At 67.2% G+C, this 14,606-nt stretch carries 14 protein-coding genes; 8 read left to right on the top strand and 6 right to left on the bottom strand.

From position 1 onward, the window contains the following. Window positions 1–47: 47 nt before the first annotated feature. Window positions 48–686, bottom strand: a complete 639-nt coding sequence (mobA, locus tag M2351_RS03270; RefSeq protein WP_264654722.1) for a molybdenum cofactor guanylyltransferase MobA — start codon at window positions 684–686, stop codon at window positions 48–50. Continuing rightward, a complete protein-coding gene (gene fdhD, locus M2351_RS03265; protein WP_264654721.1) occupies window positions 676–1,557 on the bottom strand; it encodes a formate dehydrogenase accessory sulfurtransferase FdhD in 882 nt (293 codons plus the stop codon). Before fdhD ends, mobA begins: the two co-directional genes overlap by 11 nt. Window positions 1,558–1,631: 74 nt before the next feature. On the opposite strand from fdhD, the gene M2351_RS03260 reads away from it, so the two are divergent. Next, window positions 1,632–2,327, top strand: coding sequence for an ABC transporter permease (locus M2351_RS03260; protein ID WP_264654720.1), 696 nt, complete (start codon window positions 1,632–1,634; stop codon window positions 2,325–2,327). A gap of 112 nt (window positions 2,328–2,439) precedes the next feature. Further along, window positions 2,440–3,279 carry a substrate-binding domain-containing protein gene (locus tag M2351_RS03255; protein WP_264654719.1) on the top strand — a complete coding sequence of 280 codons (840 nt, stop codon included), beginning with the start codon at window positions 2,440–2,442 and terminating at the stop codon, window positions 3,277–3,279. Window positions 3,280–3,348: 69 nt separating this feature from the next. Here M2351_RS03255 and M2351_RS03250 read toward each other — a convergent pair whose 3' ends face one another. After that, window positions 3,349–4,644 (bottom strand): D-alanyl-D-alanine carboxypeptidase family protein, encoded by a 1,296-nt coding sequence (locus tag M2351_RS03250; protein WP_264654718.1) that lies wholly within the window; start codon window positions 4,642–4,644, stop codon window positions 3,349–3,351. 413 nt (window positions 4,645–5,057) lie between these two features. Here M2351_RS03250 and M2351_RS03245 point away from each other — a divergent pair, with 413 nt between their 5' ends. Further along, window positions 5,058–5,771 (top strand): hypothetical protein, encoded by a 714-nt coding sequence (locus M2351_RS03245; RefSeq protein WP_406567359.1) that lies wholly within the window; start codon window positions 5,058–5,060, stop codon window positions 5,769–5,771. A gap of 18 nt (window positions 5,772–5,789) precedes the next feature. On the opposite strand, the gene M2351_RS03240 is transcribed toward M2351_RS03245, so the two are convergent. Beyond that, entirely contained in the window at window positions 5,790–6,551 is a 762-nt protein-coding gene (locus M2351_RS03240; RefSeq protein WP_264654716.1) for a peptidase, read from the bottom strand. Window positions 6,552–6,951: 400 nt separating this feature from the next. Here M2351_RS03240 and M2351_RS03235 point away from each other — a divergent pair, with 400 nt between their 5' ends. From M2351_RS03235 to clpA, 4 genes are all read left to right on the top strand, one after another. Further along, window positions 6,952–7,497, top strand: a complete 546-nt coding sequence (locus tag M2351_RS03235; RefSeq protein WP_264654715.1) for a phasin family protein — start codon at window positions 6,952–6,954, stop codon at window positions 7,495–7,497. A 315-nt stretch (window positions 7,498–7,812) separates the two neighbouring features. After that, the gene (locus M2351_RS03230; RefSeq protein ID WP_264654714.1) at window positions 7,813–8,304 is read left to right on the top strand and encodes a phasin family protein; all 492 of its coding nucleotides are present in this window, start codon (window positions 7,813–7,815) and stop codon (window positions 8,302–8,304) included. A gap of 463 nt (window positions 8,305–8,767) precedes the next feature. Further along, the gene (gene clpS / locus M2351_RS03225) at window positions 8,768–9,094 is read left to right on the top strand and encodes an ATP-dependent Clp protease adapter ClpS (RefSeq protein ID WP_264654713.1); all 327 of its coding nucleotides are present in this window, start codon (window positions 8,768–8,770) and stop codon (window positions 9,092–9,094) included. Window positions 9,095–9,102: 8 nt separating this feature from the next. Next, a complete protein-coding gene (gene clpA, locus M2351_RS03220; RefSeq protein ID WP_264654712.1) occupies window positions 9,103–11,418 on the top strand; it encodes an ATP-dependent Clp protease ATP-binding subunit ClpA in 2,316 nt (771 codons plus the stop codon). An 82-nt stretch (window positions 11,419–11,500) separates the two neighbouring features. On the opposite strand, the gene M2351_RS03215 is transcribed toward clpA, so the two are convergent. Further along, window positions 11,501–12,646, bottom strand: coding sequence for a patatin-like phospholipase family protein (locus tag M2351_RS03215; protein WP_264654711.1), 1,146 nt, complete (start codon window positions 12,644–12,646; stop codon window positions 11,501–11,503). Between the two features lie 248 nt (window positions 12,647–12,894). Between M2351_RS03215 and M2351_RS03210 the strand changes: the two genes are divergently transcribed. Further along, window positions 12,895–14,034 carry a CaiB/BaiF CoA transferase family protein gene (locus tag M2351_RS03210; RefSeq protein ID WP_264654710.1) on the top strand — a complete coding sequence of 380 codons (1,140 nt, stop codon included), beginning with the start codon at window positions 12,895–12,897 and terminating at the stop codon, window positions 14,032–14,034. Window positions 14,035–14,044: 10 nt separating this feature from the next. Here M2351_RS03210 and M2351_RS03205 read toward each other — a convergent pair whose 3' ends face one another. Continuing rightward, the gene (locus tag M2351_RS03205) at window positions 14,045–14,530 is read right to left on the bottom strand and encodes a tetratricopeptide repeat protein (protein ID WP_264654709.1); all 486 of its coding nucleotides are present in this window, start codon (window positions 14,528–14,530) and stop codon (window positions 14,045–14,047) included. Window positions 14,531–14,606: the final 76 nt, after the last annotated feature.

Genomic DNA, 14,606 nt, shown 5'->3' with positions numbered 1-14,606 from the left:
CAGCCCTTCCCTCACTCGGAACGACCTTGAACCACAAGCGATATCGATCAGGCAACCAATCCGGCCGCCAGCAGTCGCTCCGCCTCTTCCAGATCCTCGGGGCGGTTGGTGTTGAAGAAGGGGTCGACCGGGTCCGTGGCGAAATCGGCGATGGCGAGATTGTAGCGGCCGGTCCAGGCGTCCACCTTGCGCATGTCCTCCTCCACCATGGCGCGGCGGAGATCGTCGGCGAGCCGGACCGGCCACAGCCCGAACACCGGATGCTCCTGCCCGTCCGACCGCGCGCAGGCGAGGTCGGCGCCCTCGCGCTCCACCGCGGCGACCAGCCGCGCGACGAGGTCGCCGGGGATGAAGGGCGCGTCGGTCGCGAAGCTCGCCACCCAGGCGCAGCCGGGCGCGTTCGCCCGCGCCCACTCCAGCCCGGTCAGCACGCCGGCCAGCGGCCCCGCGTAACCGTCGACCACGTCCGCCGCGACGGGCAGCCCGAAGGCGGCGAATCGCGCCGGGTCGCCGTTGGCGTTCAGCACCAGCGGCCCGACCTGCGGGCGCGCCGTGGCGACGATGCGCTCCAGGATGCTGCGCCCGCCCAGCGTGCGCAGGCTCTTGTCCCCGCCGCCCATGCGGCGCGACAACCCGCCGGCCAGCAGAACGCCTGCAATCCCTTGGGCAACCGCTTCAGTCCTCATCCCGGCTCCCCTTGCGCTGGTGGCGCCCACCCTCGTCGGCGACGGAGGACGGGTCGGCGTCGAACACCAGCCGGTCGGTGCCGGCCAGCGCCAGGAAGCGCTTGCCCTTGGCCCGGCCGACCATGGTCAGGTTCGCCTTGCGGCCAAGCTCCACGCCCCAGGCGGTGAAGCCGGAGCGCGACAGCAGGATCGGGATGCCCATCTGCACCGTCTTGATCACCATTTCCGAGGTCAGGCGCCCGGTGGTGTAGAAGATCTTGTCCTGCGGCGGCACCCCGTGCAGGTGCATGTAGCCGGCGACCTTGTCCACGGCGTTGTGGCGGCCGACGTCCTCCATGTAGATCAGCGGCCGGTCGTCCTGGCACAGCACGCAGCCATGGATGGCGCCGGCCTCCAAATACAGGCTCGGCGCCAGGTTGATCTTCTTCGACAGCGTGTAGATCCAGGAGGTCCGCAGCCGCGCGTCGGGGTTCAGGGTCACCGACTCGAAGGTCTCCATCACGTCGCCGAAGGCGGTGCCCTGGGCGCAGCCGGAGGTCAGCGTCTTCTTCTTGAGCTTTTCCTCGTAGTTGGTGGCGCGCTCCGTCCGGACGACGACGGTGTCGATCTCCTCGTCGTAGTCGATGCCGATGATCCGGTCGTCCCGCTTCAGCATGTTCTGGTTCAGCAGGTAGCCGACCGCCAGATACTCCGGATAGTCGCCGATCGTCATCATGGTGACGATCTCCTGCCCGTTCAGGTACAGGGTCAGCGGCCGTTCGACGGTGACGGACGCCTCGACCGGGCGCCCGTCCTGGTCGAGGCCGGAGACGCGCTCGGTCAGCTTGGGATTTGCCGGATCCGGCTTTATGGTGAATTCCGTGAGGTCCATGATCGAAAGAGTGGGGAAGATCGGCCGCCGGGGCAAGCGGCGGATGGTCAACTCCCGCCATACGGAAACACAGCATGCATGAGTTCGGGGCGGCCTTCGCCACCGCCTTCCGCCTGATCACCGCGCTCGACCCCGACCTTGTGCGGATCGTCGGCCTGTCCTTGCGGGTCAGCCTGACCGCCGTCGCCCTGTCGGCGCTGATCGGCCTGCCGCTGGGGGCGGCGGTCGCGGCCTTCCGCTTCCCTGGCCGGCGGGCGGTGACGCTGCTGCTGAACACGGCGATGGGCCTGCCGCCGGTGGTCATCGGGCTGATCGTCTATTTGATCTTGTCGCGCTCCGGCCCGCTCGGCGTGCTGGGCCTGCTGTTCACCCCGACCGCCATGATCGTGGCCCAGACCGTGCTGATCGTTCCCATCATCGCCGCCCTCACCCGCCAAGTGGCGGAGGACCTGCTGGAGGAGTACGAGGACCTGCTGCGCGTCATGGGCGCCGGCCCGTTGACCACGCTGATCACCCTGCTGTCGGAGGCGCGCTGGAGCCTGCTGACCACCGTGCTTGCCGGCTTCGGCCGCGCCTCGGCGGAGGTCGGGGCGGTGATGATCGTCGGCGGGAACATCGACCGCGTCACCCGGGTCATGACCACGGCCATCGCGCTGGAGACCAGCAAGGGCGACCTGCCGTTGGCGCTTGGCCTCGGCGTCATCCTGATGGCGCTGTCGCTGACCGTGAACCTCGCCGCGGCGCTGGTGCGCGAGGCGCGGCGGGCGTGATTCCATCCTCCGAAATTCCGACTCCGTAAAATTTGCAGGCCCTCGGGAAATTCCGCATAGTGCCGGCACAGCCCGCAGCAAAGCGGGCGGGAACGAGGAGAGGGATTTTCCGATGTTGCGCCGTTCGTTCGTGTTGGGTTGCGCCGCCGCCGCGGCTGTGGTGCTGGGTCTGGCGCAGCCGTCGAAGGCCACCGACGACCGTTTCATCACGGTGGCCTCCACCACCTCGACCGAGGATTCGGGGCTCTTCAAGGTCATCCTGCCGAAATTTACGCAGAAGACCGGCATCGAGGTGCGCGTCGTCGCCAAGGGCACCGGCCAAGCGATCGACCTCGCCAAGCGCGGCGACGCCGACGTGCTGTTCGTCCACCACAAGCCGTCGGAGGAGAAGTTCGTCGCGGAAGGCTTCAGCACCGAGCGCAAGCCGGTGATGTACAACGATTTCGTGATCGTCGGCCCGAAGGCCGACCCGGCCCACGTCAAGGGCAGCAAGGACGTGGCCGGCGCGCTGAAGGCCATCGCCTCCGCCAAGGCGGCCTTCGTGTCCCGCGGCGACGACAGCGGCACCCACAAGGCGGAGCAGGCGCTGTGGAAGAACGCCGGCCTCGACCCGGCGTCAGGTGACGGCTGGTACCGTTCCATCGGCCAGGGCATGGGCGCCACGCTGAACACCGCCGCGGCCGTCGGCGGCTACGCGCTGGCCGACCGCGGCACTTGGCTCAGCTTCAAGAACCCCGGCGACCTGGAGGTTGTGGTGGAGGGCGACAAGCGCCTGTTCAACCAGTACGGCGTCATGCTGGTGAACCCGGCCAAGTTCCAGCACGTGAAGGCGGCCGATGGGCAGGCCTTCGTCGACTGGCTGGTTTCCGGCGAGGGCCAGAAGGCCATCGCCGACTACACCATCAACGGCCAGTCGCTGTTCTTCCCCAACGCCACCGATCCCGGCGCCTGACCGGCGTTCGATCACGAAACGAAAAAAGGCGCGGCCCCGGCCGCGCCTTTCTGCTTGTCCCACGAAGCCTTACAGCTTCTCGTTGGGCGATACGGTCACGCAGCGCTGGCCGTGCTTGATCAGTTCGGCGCAGATTTTGCGGGCGGTCGCTTCGTCCAGGCCGGTCATGCGGGCGCGGAAGACCTTGGCCTGCCCGGACTTCACCTCCGTGATGTTGCGCTTGGCGTTGCGCAGCAGGAAGGGCGCCTGCTTGGTCGCCTGGGTCAGCGCGCGGGCGCCGGCGTCGCGGGTGGAGAAGGCGCCGACCTGGACGCCCCAGTCCGCGTCGTCGTCATCCTTGGCGGCGCCCTTGGCCGCGGGTGGGCGGGCCGCGGCGCCGGTGGAGGCGGCCGACGCAAACTCCACCTTCGACGGGGCCTTGGGCGGCGCCTTTGCCTTCACCGGAGCCGCCTTCTCGGGGGCCTTCGCCACGGGCTTGGCCGCCGGAGCGTCATCCTCCTCATCGTCATCATCATCGTTGGCGGCGACCGGGGTGTCGGCGTCGCGGCTGGGCTTGCCGAAGGCCTTGTCGAGCAGGACCGCCATGCGGGCGTCGCGCGAGACCGCCGATTTGCCGCCCATCACCACCGCGACCAGCCGCCGGCCATCGCGCACGGCGGACGCGGCGAGGTTGAAGCCCGAGGCGACCGTGTAACCGGTCTTGATGCCGTCCATGCCCTCGTAGCGGAGCATCAGGCGGTTGTGGTTGTGCAAGCTGCGGCCGCCGTAGACGAAGTTGCGGCGGCTGAAATACGGGTAGTATTTGGAATGGTCGGACAGCAGCGCCCGCGACAACAGCGAGAAATCGCGCGCGGTGGTTACCTGCTCCATGTTGGGCAGGCCGTTGGCGTTGCGGAAGACGGTGCTGCGCATGCCCAGTTCGCGCGCTTTGCGGGTCATCATCTCCGCAAACTTCGCCTCGCTGCCGCCCAGCGCCTCGGCCAGCACGACGGCGGCGTCGTTGGCCGACTTGGTGACGAGGCCCAGGATCGCCTGCTCCACCCGCAGCGATTGGCCGGCGCGCAGGCCGAGCTTGGTCGGCGACTGCGCCTCCGCCCAGGACGACACGGGCAGCGCCTGGTCCAGCGTCAGCCGCCCTTCGTCCAGCGCGTCGAAGGTCAGGTACAGCGTCATCATCTTGGTGAGCGACGCCGGGTGGGTGATGGTGTCGGCGTTCTCCTCGTGCAGGACCTCGCCGGTCCGCGCGTCCACGACGATCGCCGCGTATTTCGCGGCAAGCGCCGGCAGGGACGCGAGCATGGCCCCCGACAGGGCCAGCGCGGCGAGCAGACCTCGCGCAACCGTCCCCACCGTCCGGCCTACCACTTTCGAAGACTCCAGGCGCTGTTCACCGGCATCTCCCCGCGCGCGCCAAGCGAACGGAAAGAGTCGGGTTCGAACGGCGCTGCCCGGTACGCTCATGATGCCCCCGCCAAAGGCTAATACTTGTTGTTTGGCGCAATGGTAAATTCGAGGAGAATCAGTGTCTAGCGACAATTCGTTAATTTCACGCATGGACTTCTTTGTTGAGACTGTGACGAAAACGGGTAGCGGAGGGACCCAGGGGCGGCAGGCGGCGTTGACCGACGGCATCCGACCGCCCACATCCCCACCTTGACCCTTTCCGGCCCCTCCCACCGGACGCGAGGCACCCCATGCGAGCCCAGACGCAAGGAAACGGACGCACGCGGCAAGTGACAGTGTTGGGGCTCACACTTAAGAGCATTGCGGCAAGGAGTGTGGCTTTGGGGGGGCTGGCCGCCGCCACGTTGGCGGGATGCAGTTCCGTCGGCCCGACGGACAACCTCGTGGCCCGCAAGCTCACCTGGATCAGCTACCTGAACGGCGACGACCTGCGCGCCTCCTGCACCAAGGGCGAGGGCACCGACCGTTACCGGCTGGTCTTCAACGCCGACTACAACAAGCACGTCCGCACTTACGACGTGATGGGCGACCGTTCGACCGGCGGCGCGGTGGTGGAGGCGCGGGTGCTGGAGGCGGCCGACATCACGCGGATCGACCTGAACGACCCGGCCGCGGTGGCGCGCGGCCCGGTGGACCGGGTCCAGCTGACGCCGCGGCAGTTCGCGATCTTCGTGCTGAAGCTGTACGAGAGCGGCGCCTTCAACCCAGCGCCGAGCGGAATGCACCTGCCGTCGAACGGCGTCTACTGGCTGGTCAACGGCTGCCGGCGCGGCAACTGGTTCTTCAACGCCTACCCCTACCCGTCCGACCGCTTCGCCGACGTCCGCTTCGACGGACCACTGCGGGAGATGGACCACACCGGCGTCCCCTTCCCGCCCCTGCCGCGCCCGGACGACGCGCCGCGGACCCTGCCGACCGGCGGCCGCATCGACTCCGCCGGCCCCCTGTTCGAGGTGGAGGTGGGCCGCGACGGCCTGGTCGGCCCGACCGCCACCTTCGGCCGCTGGCTGTTCGCCGGCGGCGGGTGACGGCCGGGGCTCGGACGATCACACCTTCTCGGCCACCACCGCGGCGGTGCGCAGTTCGTCGGGGACCAGCGTGTCCACCCACGGGCCGTCCGGCATGCGCCGCGCCAGCTCGGTGATGTTGCGGTTCCACCACAGGCGCTGCTCGACCAGGTCGTCGTAGTCGAAGTTCGACTGGCGCCAAGTCCGCCCGGCGGCGTGGAAGGACACCATGTCGATCGGGAAGCCGACGTCGTTGGAGGAGAAGCGCGTGCTGTCGAAGGACAGGTAGGCGATCTTCAGCGCCGTCTGCATGTCCGTGCCGTAGGTCAGGGCGCGGTCCAGGATCGGCTTGCCGTAGGCGGTGGCGCCGATGGACAGGTAGGGCGTGCGCTCGTCCACCTCGATCCAGTTGCCCTCCGGATAGACCAGGAACATGAAGGGCTCGCGGTCCTCGGCCAGTTGCCCGCCGATGATGGCGTGCAGGTTGAAGGCGAGCTTGGACGCCTCCAGCGCCTCCTTGTCCTCGGTCGCCACTTGGCGCAGGCAGGCGGTAAAGGCCGAGACGGCGTCGAGCATCGTGGCGTAGCACTCGTTCCGGCGCTTGGCCATGTCGCGGCGCAGGTAGGCCAGCGTCTTGTCGCGCACGCTGCGCAGGCCGGAGTTCATGATGAAGAATCGGTCGGCGCCGCTGCCGATCATCGTCACCTTGCGCGCCGAGGAAAGCTGCGACCCGCTGGTGATGCGGCCGTCGGACAGGCCGATCAGGCCGTCGCGGGTCTTGATGCCGAGGCAATAGGTCATTTGGGGGCGTTCCCGAACTGAATAGCTGCGACGTTCCGCCGCGGATTGGCTGACCTTTAGCCGAAGCGCGTCCCTTCGGCGGGTGCGTTAGGATTGGGCACGAGGGCCGGTAAAGCTTTCGTAAAGGATCCGCACGGCGCGACCGCTTTGCCGAAGATTTCGCGCAGGGCGGGTTCACGTACCGTCGGTATCGACCGGAATGGGCCTGTCCCGCATCGATTCAACTTATTGTGCACCGCACAAAAATGTCCGTTGACAACACGGATGGTTGCCCATACCCTCGTAATTGCTGCAATGCAGCATAATACCCCGAAGAATAGCCTGACAGGCCGCACGTCCGCCAACGCGCGGACCGGGGACGGAGAAGAAAAGCACTGACCGAACGGAAGGACCGCAAGAGATGACCACCGTGACCAAGGCGAAGCCCCAGTTCACCACCCAGGGCACCACCCAGGCATTCGAGAGCGCCGCCGCCCAGGCGAAGGAGCAGTATGCCGGCTTCGTCAAGGCCGGCCAGGAGCAGGCCGCCAAGACCTTCGAGCAGACCGCGTCGGCCACCAAGGAGCAGGTGGAAAAGCTGTCGGCCCAGTTGCTGAAGCTTTCGGCCGAACTCCAGGCGCTGAACAAGGGCAATGTGGAGGCTCTGGTCGAGAGCACCACGATCGCCGGCAAGGGCGCCGAGGAACTGAGCCGCGAGGTCGCCGCCTACGCGCAGGCGAGCTTCGACAAGTCGGTGACCACTGGCAAGGCGCTGCTGACCGCCAAGTCGTTGCAGGAGGTCATCGACCTGCAGACCGACTATGTGAAGTCCAGCTTCGACGCCTTCACCGCCGAGGCCAGCCGTCTTCAGGACCTGACCACCCGCGTGACCAGCGCCGCATTCGCCCCGCTGAACGCCCGCCTGAACGTCACGGTCGAAACCCTGTCCAAGCCGCTCGCCGCGTAACGCCCTGGCAGGTTTACGGCCAAGCCGGCTCCATTGGACCACGGCCCGGCTGTCCCCGGACAGCCGGGCCGTGCCGCGTCCGGATCCCAAACATCGCGACGCTCCGGCCACCCCCAAAGAAATTGTGCACCGCACAAAAACCCTTTGACAGGCGGGCCGATCTGCCCTAATTTTGGTCATGTTGCAGTGCAGCAAAAGCAAGGCAACAGAGGATCCGATGCCCGTTCCCACGGGGTCGCCGACTGATCCGCCCGCGCGGTCGCCACTTGGCTGGGTCCGGCGCGGAAAACCAACCGAATTCCGAGGAGCCGTTCCATGACCGACAAGTTCGCCGCCGCCACCAAGACCTTCGAAGACGCCGTCACCGCCGCCAAGCAGAATGTGGACGGCCTGGTGAAGGCCCAGCAGGAGCAGTTCGAGAAGGCCTCGGCCCAGATGCTGAAGGGCTTCGACGAGCTGACCGCGCTCGCCAAGGGCAACGTCGACGCCGTCGTGAAGTCGGGCACCATCGTCGCCAAGGGCGCCGAGGAAGCCGGCAAGCAGGTCGCCGCCTACACCCAATCCTCGCTGGAGAAGGGCGCCGCCAACGGCAAGGCCCTGCTGGCCGTCAAGACCATCCAGGAGCTGGTGGAGCTGCAGAGCGTCTTCGCCAAGGCCGCGGTGGAGACCTTCGTGAAGGAGAGCACCAAGCTGCAGGAGCTGTCCCTGAAGACCGCGAAGGAGGCCTTCGCGCCGATCAACGACCGCGTCCAGGTGACCGTCGAAACCCTGTCCAAGCCGGCCCTGTCCAAGGCCGTCGCGGCCTGAGGCAAAACGACGCAACGCCGTCACCGGGACCGCCCGCGCGGGACCCGGTGACGGCGCCGCACCCAAAGGGGCTTCCATCCCCGGCCACGCCGGGGCGGCTCCCTGGCCCATCTGCCCCGGGACGCGTCCGTACGGGGTAGCGGGCCTTCGTAAGGCGGTACCGCTTCAAATCATGCCGCTTCACGACTATGTGAAGCTCCGGGAGAGCCCGGCGGCCCGTGCCGCCGGGCTCTGTCGTTTTCCGGCGGCCGCAGGCTGCGGCCATCCAAACTGGGGCCGGAATCCCCACGTTCCTGGAAATCGGACCCCGGCGATACGATCTATTTCGTAGTAGGCGGGTGTGTTTCGTTCCGAAAGGGCCTCTCCCAAATGGGGAGAAACCCAAAACGGCCCCTTCCCACCGCGCCCGGAGTTCTCATATCATTGTTGGGGACGTACATCGCGATGCTGACCTGTTGAGACCATGGCCGATAACGACAAGCACGGCGACGAGGGCACCACTACGGGCGTGGTCATAAAAGCCAAGCCTAAGACTAAAAAGCCCTCGATGTATAAGGTCTTGATGTTGAACGACGACTACACACCTATGGAATTCGTCGTTCATGTCTTGGAGCGTTTCTTCGCGAAATCGCGCGAAGAGGCGACACGGATCATGCTGCACGTGCACCGGCGGGGTGTGGGCTTGTGTGGCGTGTTCACCTACGAGGTGGCGGAGACGAAAGTCACGCAGGTGATGGATTTTGCGCGCCAGCACCAGCACCCGCTGCAATGTACGCTAGAAAAGGATTAAGCCCACAGATGCTGTCGCGTAACCTGGAACAGACGCTGCACCGAGCCCTGGCCCATGCGAACGAGCGCAGGCACGAATACGCGACGCTCGAACACTTGCTGCTCGCATTGACCGAGGACGCCGATGCCATGGCCGTCTTGCGCGCTTGTGGAGTCGACCTGGACCGCTTGCGTGCCGAACTGTCGGATTACCTCGACAACGAGCTTGCGAACCTGATCACGAACAGGCCCGATGATGCGAAGCCGACGGCTGGCTTCCAGCGGGTGCTGCAACGCGCGGCCATCCACGTCCAGTCGTCGGGGCGTGAAGAGGTGACGGGAGCAAACGTGCTCGTCGCCCTGTTCTCTGAACGCGAAAGTCACGCGGTCTATTTCCTGCAAGAGCAGGAGATGACCCGTTTCGACGCGGTGAACTACATCTCTCACGGAATCGCGAAGGCCCCGGGCCGCTCGGAAGCGAAGCGCGTTACCGGAGCCGACGAGGACGCGGCGGCGGAGAAGGTCGTGAAGAAAGGCAGCGAAGCCCTAGAGGCTTATTGCGTCAACCTGAACAAGAAAGCGGCCAGCGGGAAGATCGATCCGCTGATCGGACGGGAGCAGGAGGTCGAACGGACCATCCAGATCCTGTGCCGGCGGTCGAAGAACAACCCGCTGTACGTCGGCGACCCCGGTGTCGGCAAGACCGCCATCGCCGAGGGGCTGGCCCGCCGCATCGTCCATGGCGAGGTACCGGAGGTGCTGAAGGGCGCCACCATCTTCGCGCTCGACATGGGCTCCCTGCTCGCCGGTACGCGGTACCGCGGCGACTTCGAAGAGCGCCTGAAGGCCGTCGTCTCCGAACTGGAGGCCACGGAAGGTGCGGTCCTCTTCATCGACGAGATCCACACGGTGATCGGTGCCGGTGCGACCTCAGGCGGTGCGATGGACGCGTCGAACCTGCTGAAGCCGGCCCTCGCCTCCGGCTCGCTGCGGTGCATCGGGTCGACGACCTACAAGGAATACCGCAACTACTTCGAGAAGGACCGGGCGCTGGTCCGGCGCTTCCAGAAGATCGACGTCAACGAGCCGTCGATCGAGGACGCGATCAAGATCCTCCAGGGCATCAAGCCCTACTATGAGAAGCACCACCGCGTCAGCTACACCAACGACGCCATCCGCTCGGCGGTGGAGCTGTCCGCGAAGTACATCGGCGACCGCAAGCTGCCGGACAAGGCGATTGACATCATCGACGAGGTCGGCGCCGCGCAGATGCTGCTGCCGGAGAACAAGCGGAAGAAGAAGATCTCGGTGAAGGACGTGGAGGCGGTGGTTGCCAAGATCGCCCGCATCCCGCCAAAGTCGGTCAGCCGCGACGACAAGGAGACGCTCCTCAACCTGGAGCGCGACCTGAAGACCATGGTCTTCGGCCAGAACAAGGCCATCGACGCGCTGGTCTCCGCGATCAAGCTGGCCCGTGCCGGCCTGCGCGAGCCGGAGAAGCCGATCGGCAACTACCTGTTCACCGGCCCGACCGGCGTCGGCAAGACCGAGGTGGCCCGCCAGCTTGCCCACACGCTGGGCATCGAGCTGACCCGCTTCGACATGTCGGAGTACATGGAGCGGCACACCGTCTCCCGTCTGATCGGCGCGCCTCCGGGCTATGTCGGTTTCGACCAGGGCGGCCTGCTCACCGACGCCATCGACCAGCATCCGCACTGCGTGCTGCTGCTCGATGAGATCGAGAAGGCGCATCCGGATCTGTTCAACATCCTGTTGCAGATCATGGACCACGGCAAGCTGACGGACCACAACGGCAAGACGGTCGACTTCCGCAACGTCATCCTCATCATGACCTCCAACGCGGGCGCCTCGGACATGGCCAAGCCGGCCATCGGCTTCGAGCGCGAGCGCCGGGTCGGCGAGGACATGGAAGCGGTGGAGAAGCTGTTCACGCCGGAGTTCCGCAACCGCCTGGACTCGATCATCCCCTTCGCCGCCCTGACCCGGGAAGTCATCAACCGCGTGGTGGACAAGTTCATCATGCAGATGGAGGCGCAGCTGGAGGATCGTGGCGTCACGATCGAGCTGGACGACCAAGCCCGCGAGTGGCTGGGCAAGAAGGGTTACGACCCGCTCTACGGCGCCCGCCCGCTCGGCCGCGTGATCCAGGAGCACCTGAAGAAGCCGCTCGCCGAGGAGCTGCTGTTCGGCAAGCTCAGCAAGGGCGGCGTGGTCAAGGTCACCATCAAGGACGACAAGCCGTCGTTCGAGTACGCGGAAGGCTCGCGCAAGCGCCGCCCCGGCGACGAGGACGAGGAGGACGTCGTCCACGAGTTGGCCGAGTAACGCCGGCTTCTGTGACGAGACGAGAAAGGGGGCCGAGAGGCCCCCTTTTCCGTTTTCGCCCTTTCGGTCGATGCGCCGTGCGTCAGGCCAATTCCAGCGCGTCAGCGTCGACCGAGATCGGGTCGCGCGGGGTGGAGAGCGTGCGCGCCAGCTCTTCCAGGCACGCCAGGTTGTTCTTGATCATCGCGTCGCCGCAGATCAGCAGCTTCTCGATGTTCTCCGGCGTGGCGTCGTCCAGGCTGGAGCTGGCGCCCGCCGGGTTGTCCTTTTCCAGCCCCATGTCGGCCTGGATGCGGTAATAGCTGGACTGCTTGAACTCCAGCCCGCCCGGCAGGGCCATGAAGCGGGGACCGCCCTGGCAGCTGTCGCCGCCGAAGATCTCCGTCAGCTGGTAGTCGACGGTCTGGTTGGTGCCGTCGAACATCACGTTCAGGCTGGGCACCGCCCAACCGATCTTGCCCCAGCCCTTGGCCTGATCGTAGGTGTAGCGGTAATCCACCGCGCCGGTGCCGATGGACAGGATCTGGATCTCTAGGTTCCCGGCCTCCAGCTCCTTGCGGTACAGGCGCAGGATGGCGGCGAAGGCGCACATGGCCGGGTCGTTGGCGTAGACGCCGCCGTCGGTCGCCGGGAACTGCGTACCGGCCAAGCTGGTGGGCAGCGCCGGCGGGAAGTAGGAGGGGGCGGCGGAGCTGGCCCGCGCGGCCTGCCACAACAGGAAGTCGCGCGCCTTGTTGTCCTCCGTCTCGCCGTCGGCCAGCTTGGCCTCGGCGCGGGCGCGCGGGCTCAGATCGCCGCGGGCGCGCCAGCTCTTGAAGAAATAGGGGCGGCAGCCGAAGATGTCGTAGGTCGTCAGCAGCAGCTCGACGTCGCGCACATCCGACAGCAGCGTGTTGGTGCCCAGCGCCTTCTGCAGCACGCTTTCATAATAGGCGGCGCCGTACTTCGGCCCGATCAGCCCGCACAACGTGGTGATCTTGCGCCACAGCGACTGGTGGAAGACCTTGCCGCTGGTCGTCACGTAGATGTCCAGCAGTTCCTGCGCCGACAGCGGGTTCGGCTTGGCGAGGCCGCTCGTCATGACGGCGCCGTTGGAGGTGCCGGACATGAAGTGGAACATCTCCGAGCAACGCTTGCCCGTCTTCCCCTCCAGCCATGCCAGCACCTTAGCCGGCAGGATGCCGCGCACGCCGCCACCGTCAACCGCCAGTACCCGAATAGTCGGCATGCCAGCCCCCTCGCTCATCACCGATTTCGAATGTATTCGCCACCGGGAAGACAACCGACGGTGGCTCGGCACAGACGGTACGTGGATAATCCAGAGCCGTCAAACCTTGCCGTCGACTGATTGGTGCAAGGGGGATGGGCACGGGAGACAGCAACGGCCGATGATTGCGGCTGCACGGCACAGGCGGGCCGCGGTACAAGGATTGACGACGCACGAACAAGAAGAACCGCAATCGGGAGACGCATCGCATGCCCCTGCCCTTCCTCACCGGCCTCCGGGTGATCGACCTCGGCCAATACCTGCCGGGTCCTCACGCCGCCCAGCTGCTCGCCGACCTCGGCGCCGCGGTGGTGAAGGTGGAACCGCCGGACGGCGATCCGCTGCGCCGCCTGGGACCGACAGACGCCGACGGCATGACCGCCGCCTACAAGCTGCTGAACGCGGGCAAGACCGTCGTCCGGCTCGACCTGAAGAGCGCCGACGGGCGCGCCGCCTTCGAAGCCCTGATCGCCAAGGCCGACGCGCTGGTGGAAAGCTACCGGCCGGGGGTGCTGGACAAGCTGGGCGTCGGGCGCGACCGGCTGCGCGCGCTGAACCCGCGGCTGGTGCACGCCAGCCTGTCGGGCTGGGGCAGCACCGGCCCCTACGCCCTGCGCGCCGGGCACGACCTGAACTACATGGCGGTCGGCGGCGGGCTCGATTCCTCCGGCCTGCCGGACCGGCCGATGATCAGCCACCCGCCGGTCGCCGATTTCGCGTCGGCCCAGCAGACGGCGCTGGCCGTCGCCGCCGCCCTGCTCGGGCGCGAGCGCAGCGGTGGCCCAAATGGCGGCCCAAATGGCGGTGGAGGCTGCTTCCTCGACCTGTCGATCATGGAGACGGTGCTGGGCTGGCAGGGCTTCCAGCTGACGGCCGCCGCGCGCGGGACCATGCCGGCGCGCGGCGAGGCCCTGCTGTCGGGCGGGGCGGCCTGCTACCGCATCTACCGCACGGCAGACAGCCGCTTCGCCACCCTGTCGGCGCTGGAGGCGAAGTTCTGGCGCGGCTTCTGCGAGGCGGTCGGCCGGCCCGACTGGATCGCCCGCCAGTCCGACCCGCTGCCGCAGACCGCTCTGACGGAGGAATTGGAGGCGCTGTTCGCCAGCCGCGACCTCGCCGCCTGGAAGGCCCTGCTCGACCCGGTGGACTGCTGTTTCGAGGCGCTGCCCACCCTGGACGAGGTCGCCGACCACCCCCACGTCGCCGCGCGCGGGCAGGTGCGCCGCGTGCCGGGGCCGGAGCCGCTGGTGGAGACGCTGATGGGCCTGCGCGTGGACGGCGGCCCGCCCCCGGCGCGCGATCCCCTGCGCGAAAGCGACGTTAGGGAAGTGCTCGCCGCCTGGGCCTGACCCTGGGGCATCACAGGGACGGGTGCCACTCGCCGCGCGCCCGGAGGTAGTCCTTGGCGTCACGGACTCCCTCCGCCGCGGCGACGCGCAGCCAGCGCATCCCCTCATCCACATCGCCGGCGACACCGCGCCCTTCGACCAGCGCCACGCCCCAATGATAGCGCGCCAGCCGCGCGTAGCCCGCGTCGTCGTTCATCAGGGCGCCGCGGTGCATCAGCGCGGCCGAGGCTTCCAGGCTCCTCGGCACGCCCTGCCCGTTCTCGTGGAGCATGGCGAGCCAAATCATCGACCAGACGCTTCCCCGGGCGACGCAGGCGTTGAGGATGTCGACCGCTGCCGCATGGTCGCCCGTCTTGTCCGCCGCGTAGGCGTAGAGGCAGGCGATGGGATGGTCGGGGGCCATCGCCCCCACCCCGCGGTAGCTCAGGTCGTCGGCCTTCGAGGCCCCCGCCAGGATCGTCGACACAAGAACGAGAACGCCTGGAAAAATCCGCATGGCCCGCCCTTCTCACGCTGTTGAACGTGCGAGACTGTGCCCCCGAAGACCACAGGGCGCCATGCGACTTTCGATC

Source organism: Azospirillum canadense, from assembly GCF_025961225.1.
Taxonomy (GTDB): Bacteria; Pseudomonadota; Alphaproteobacteria; order Azospirillales; family Azospirillaceae; genus Azospirillum; species Azospirillum canadense.
This window is presented reverse-complemented; position numbering and strand designations above follow the sequence as displayed.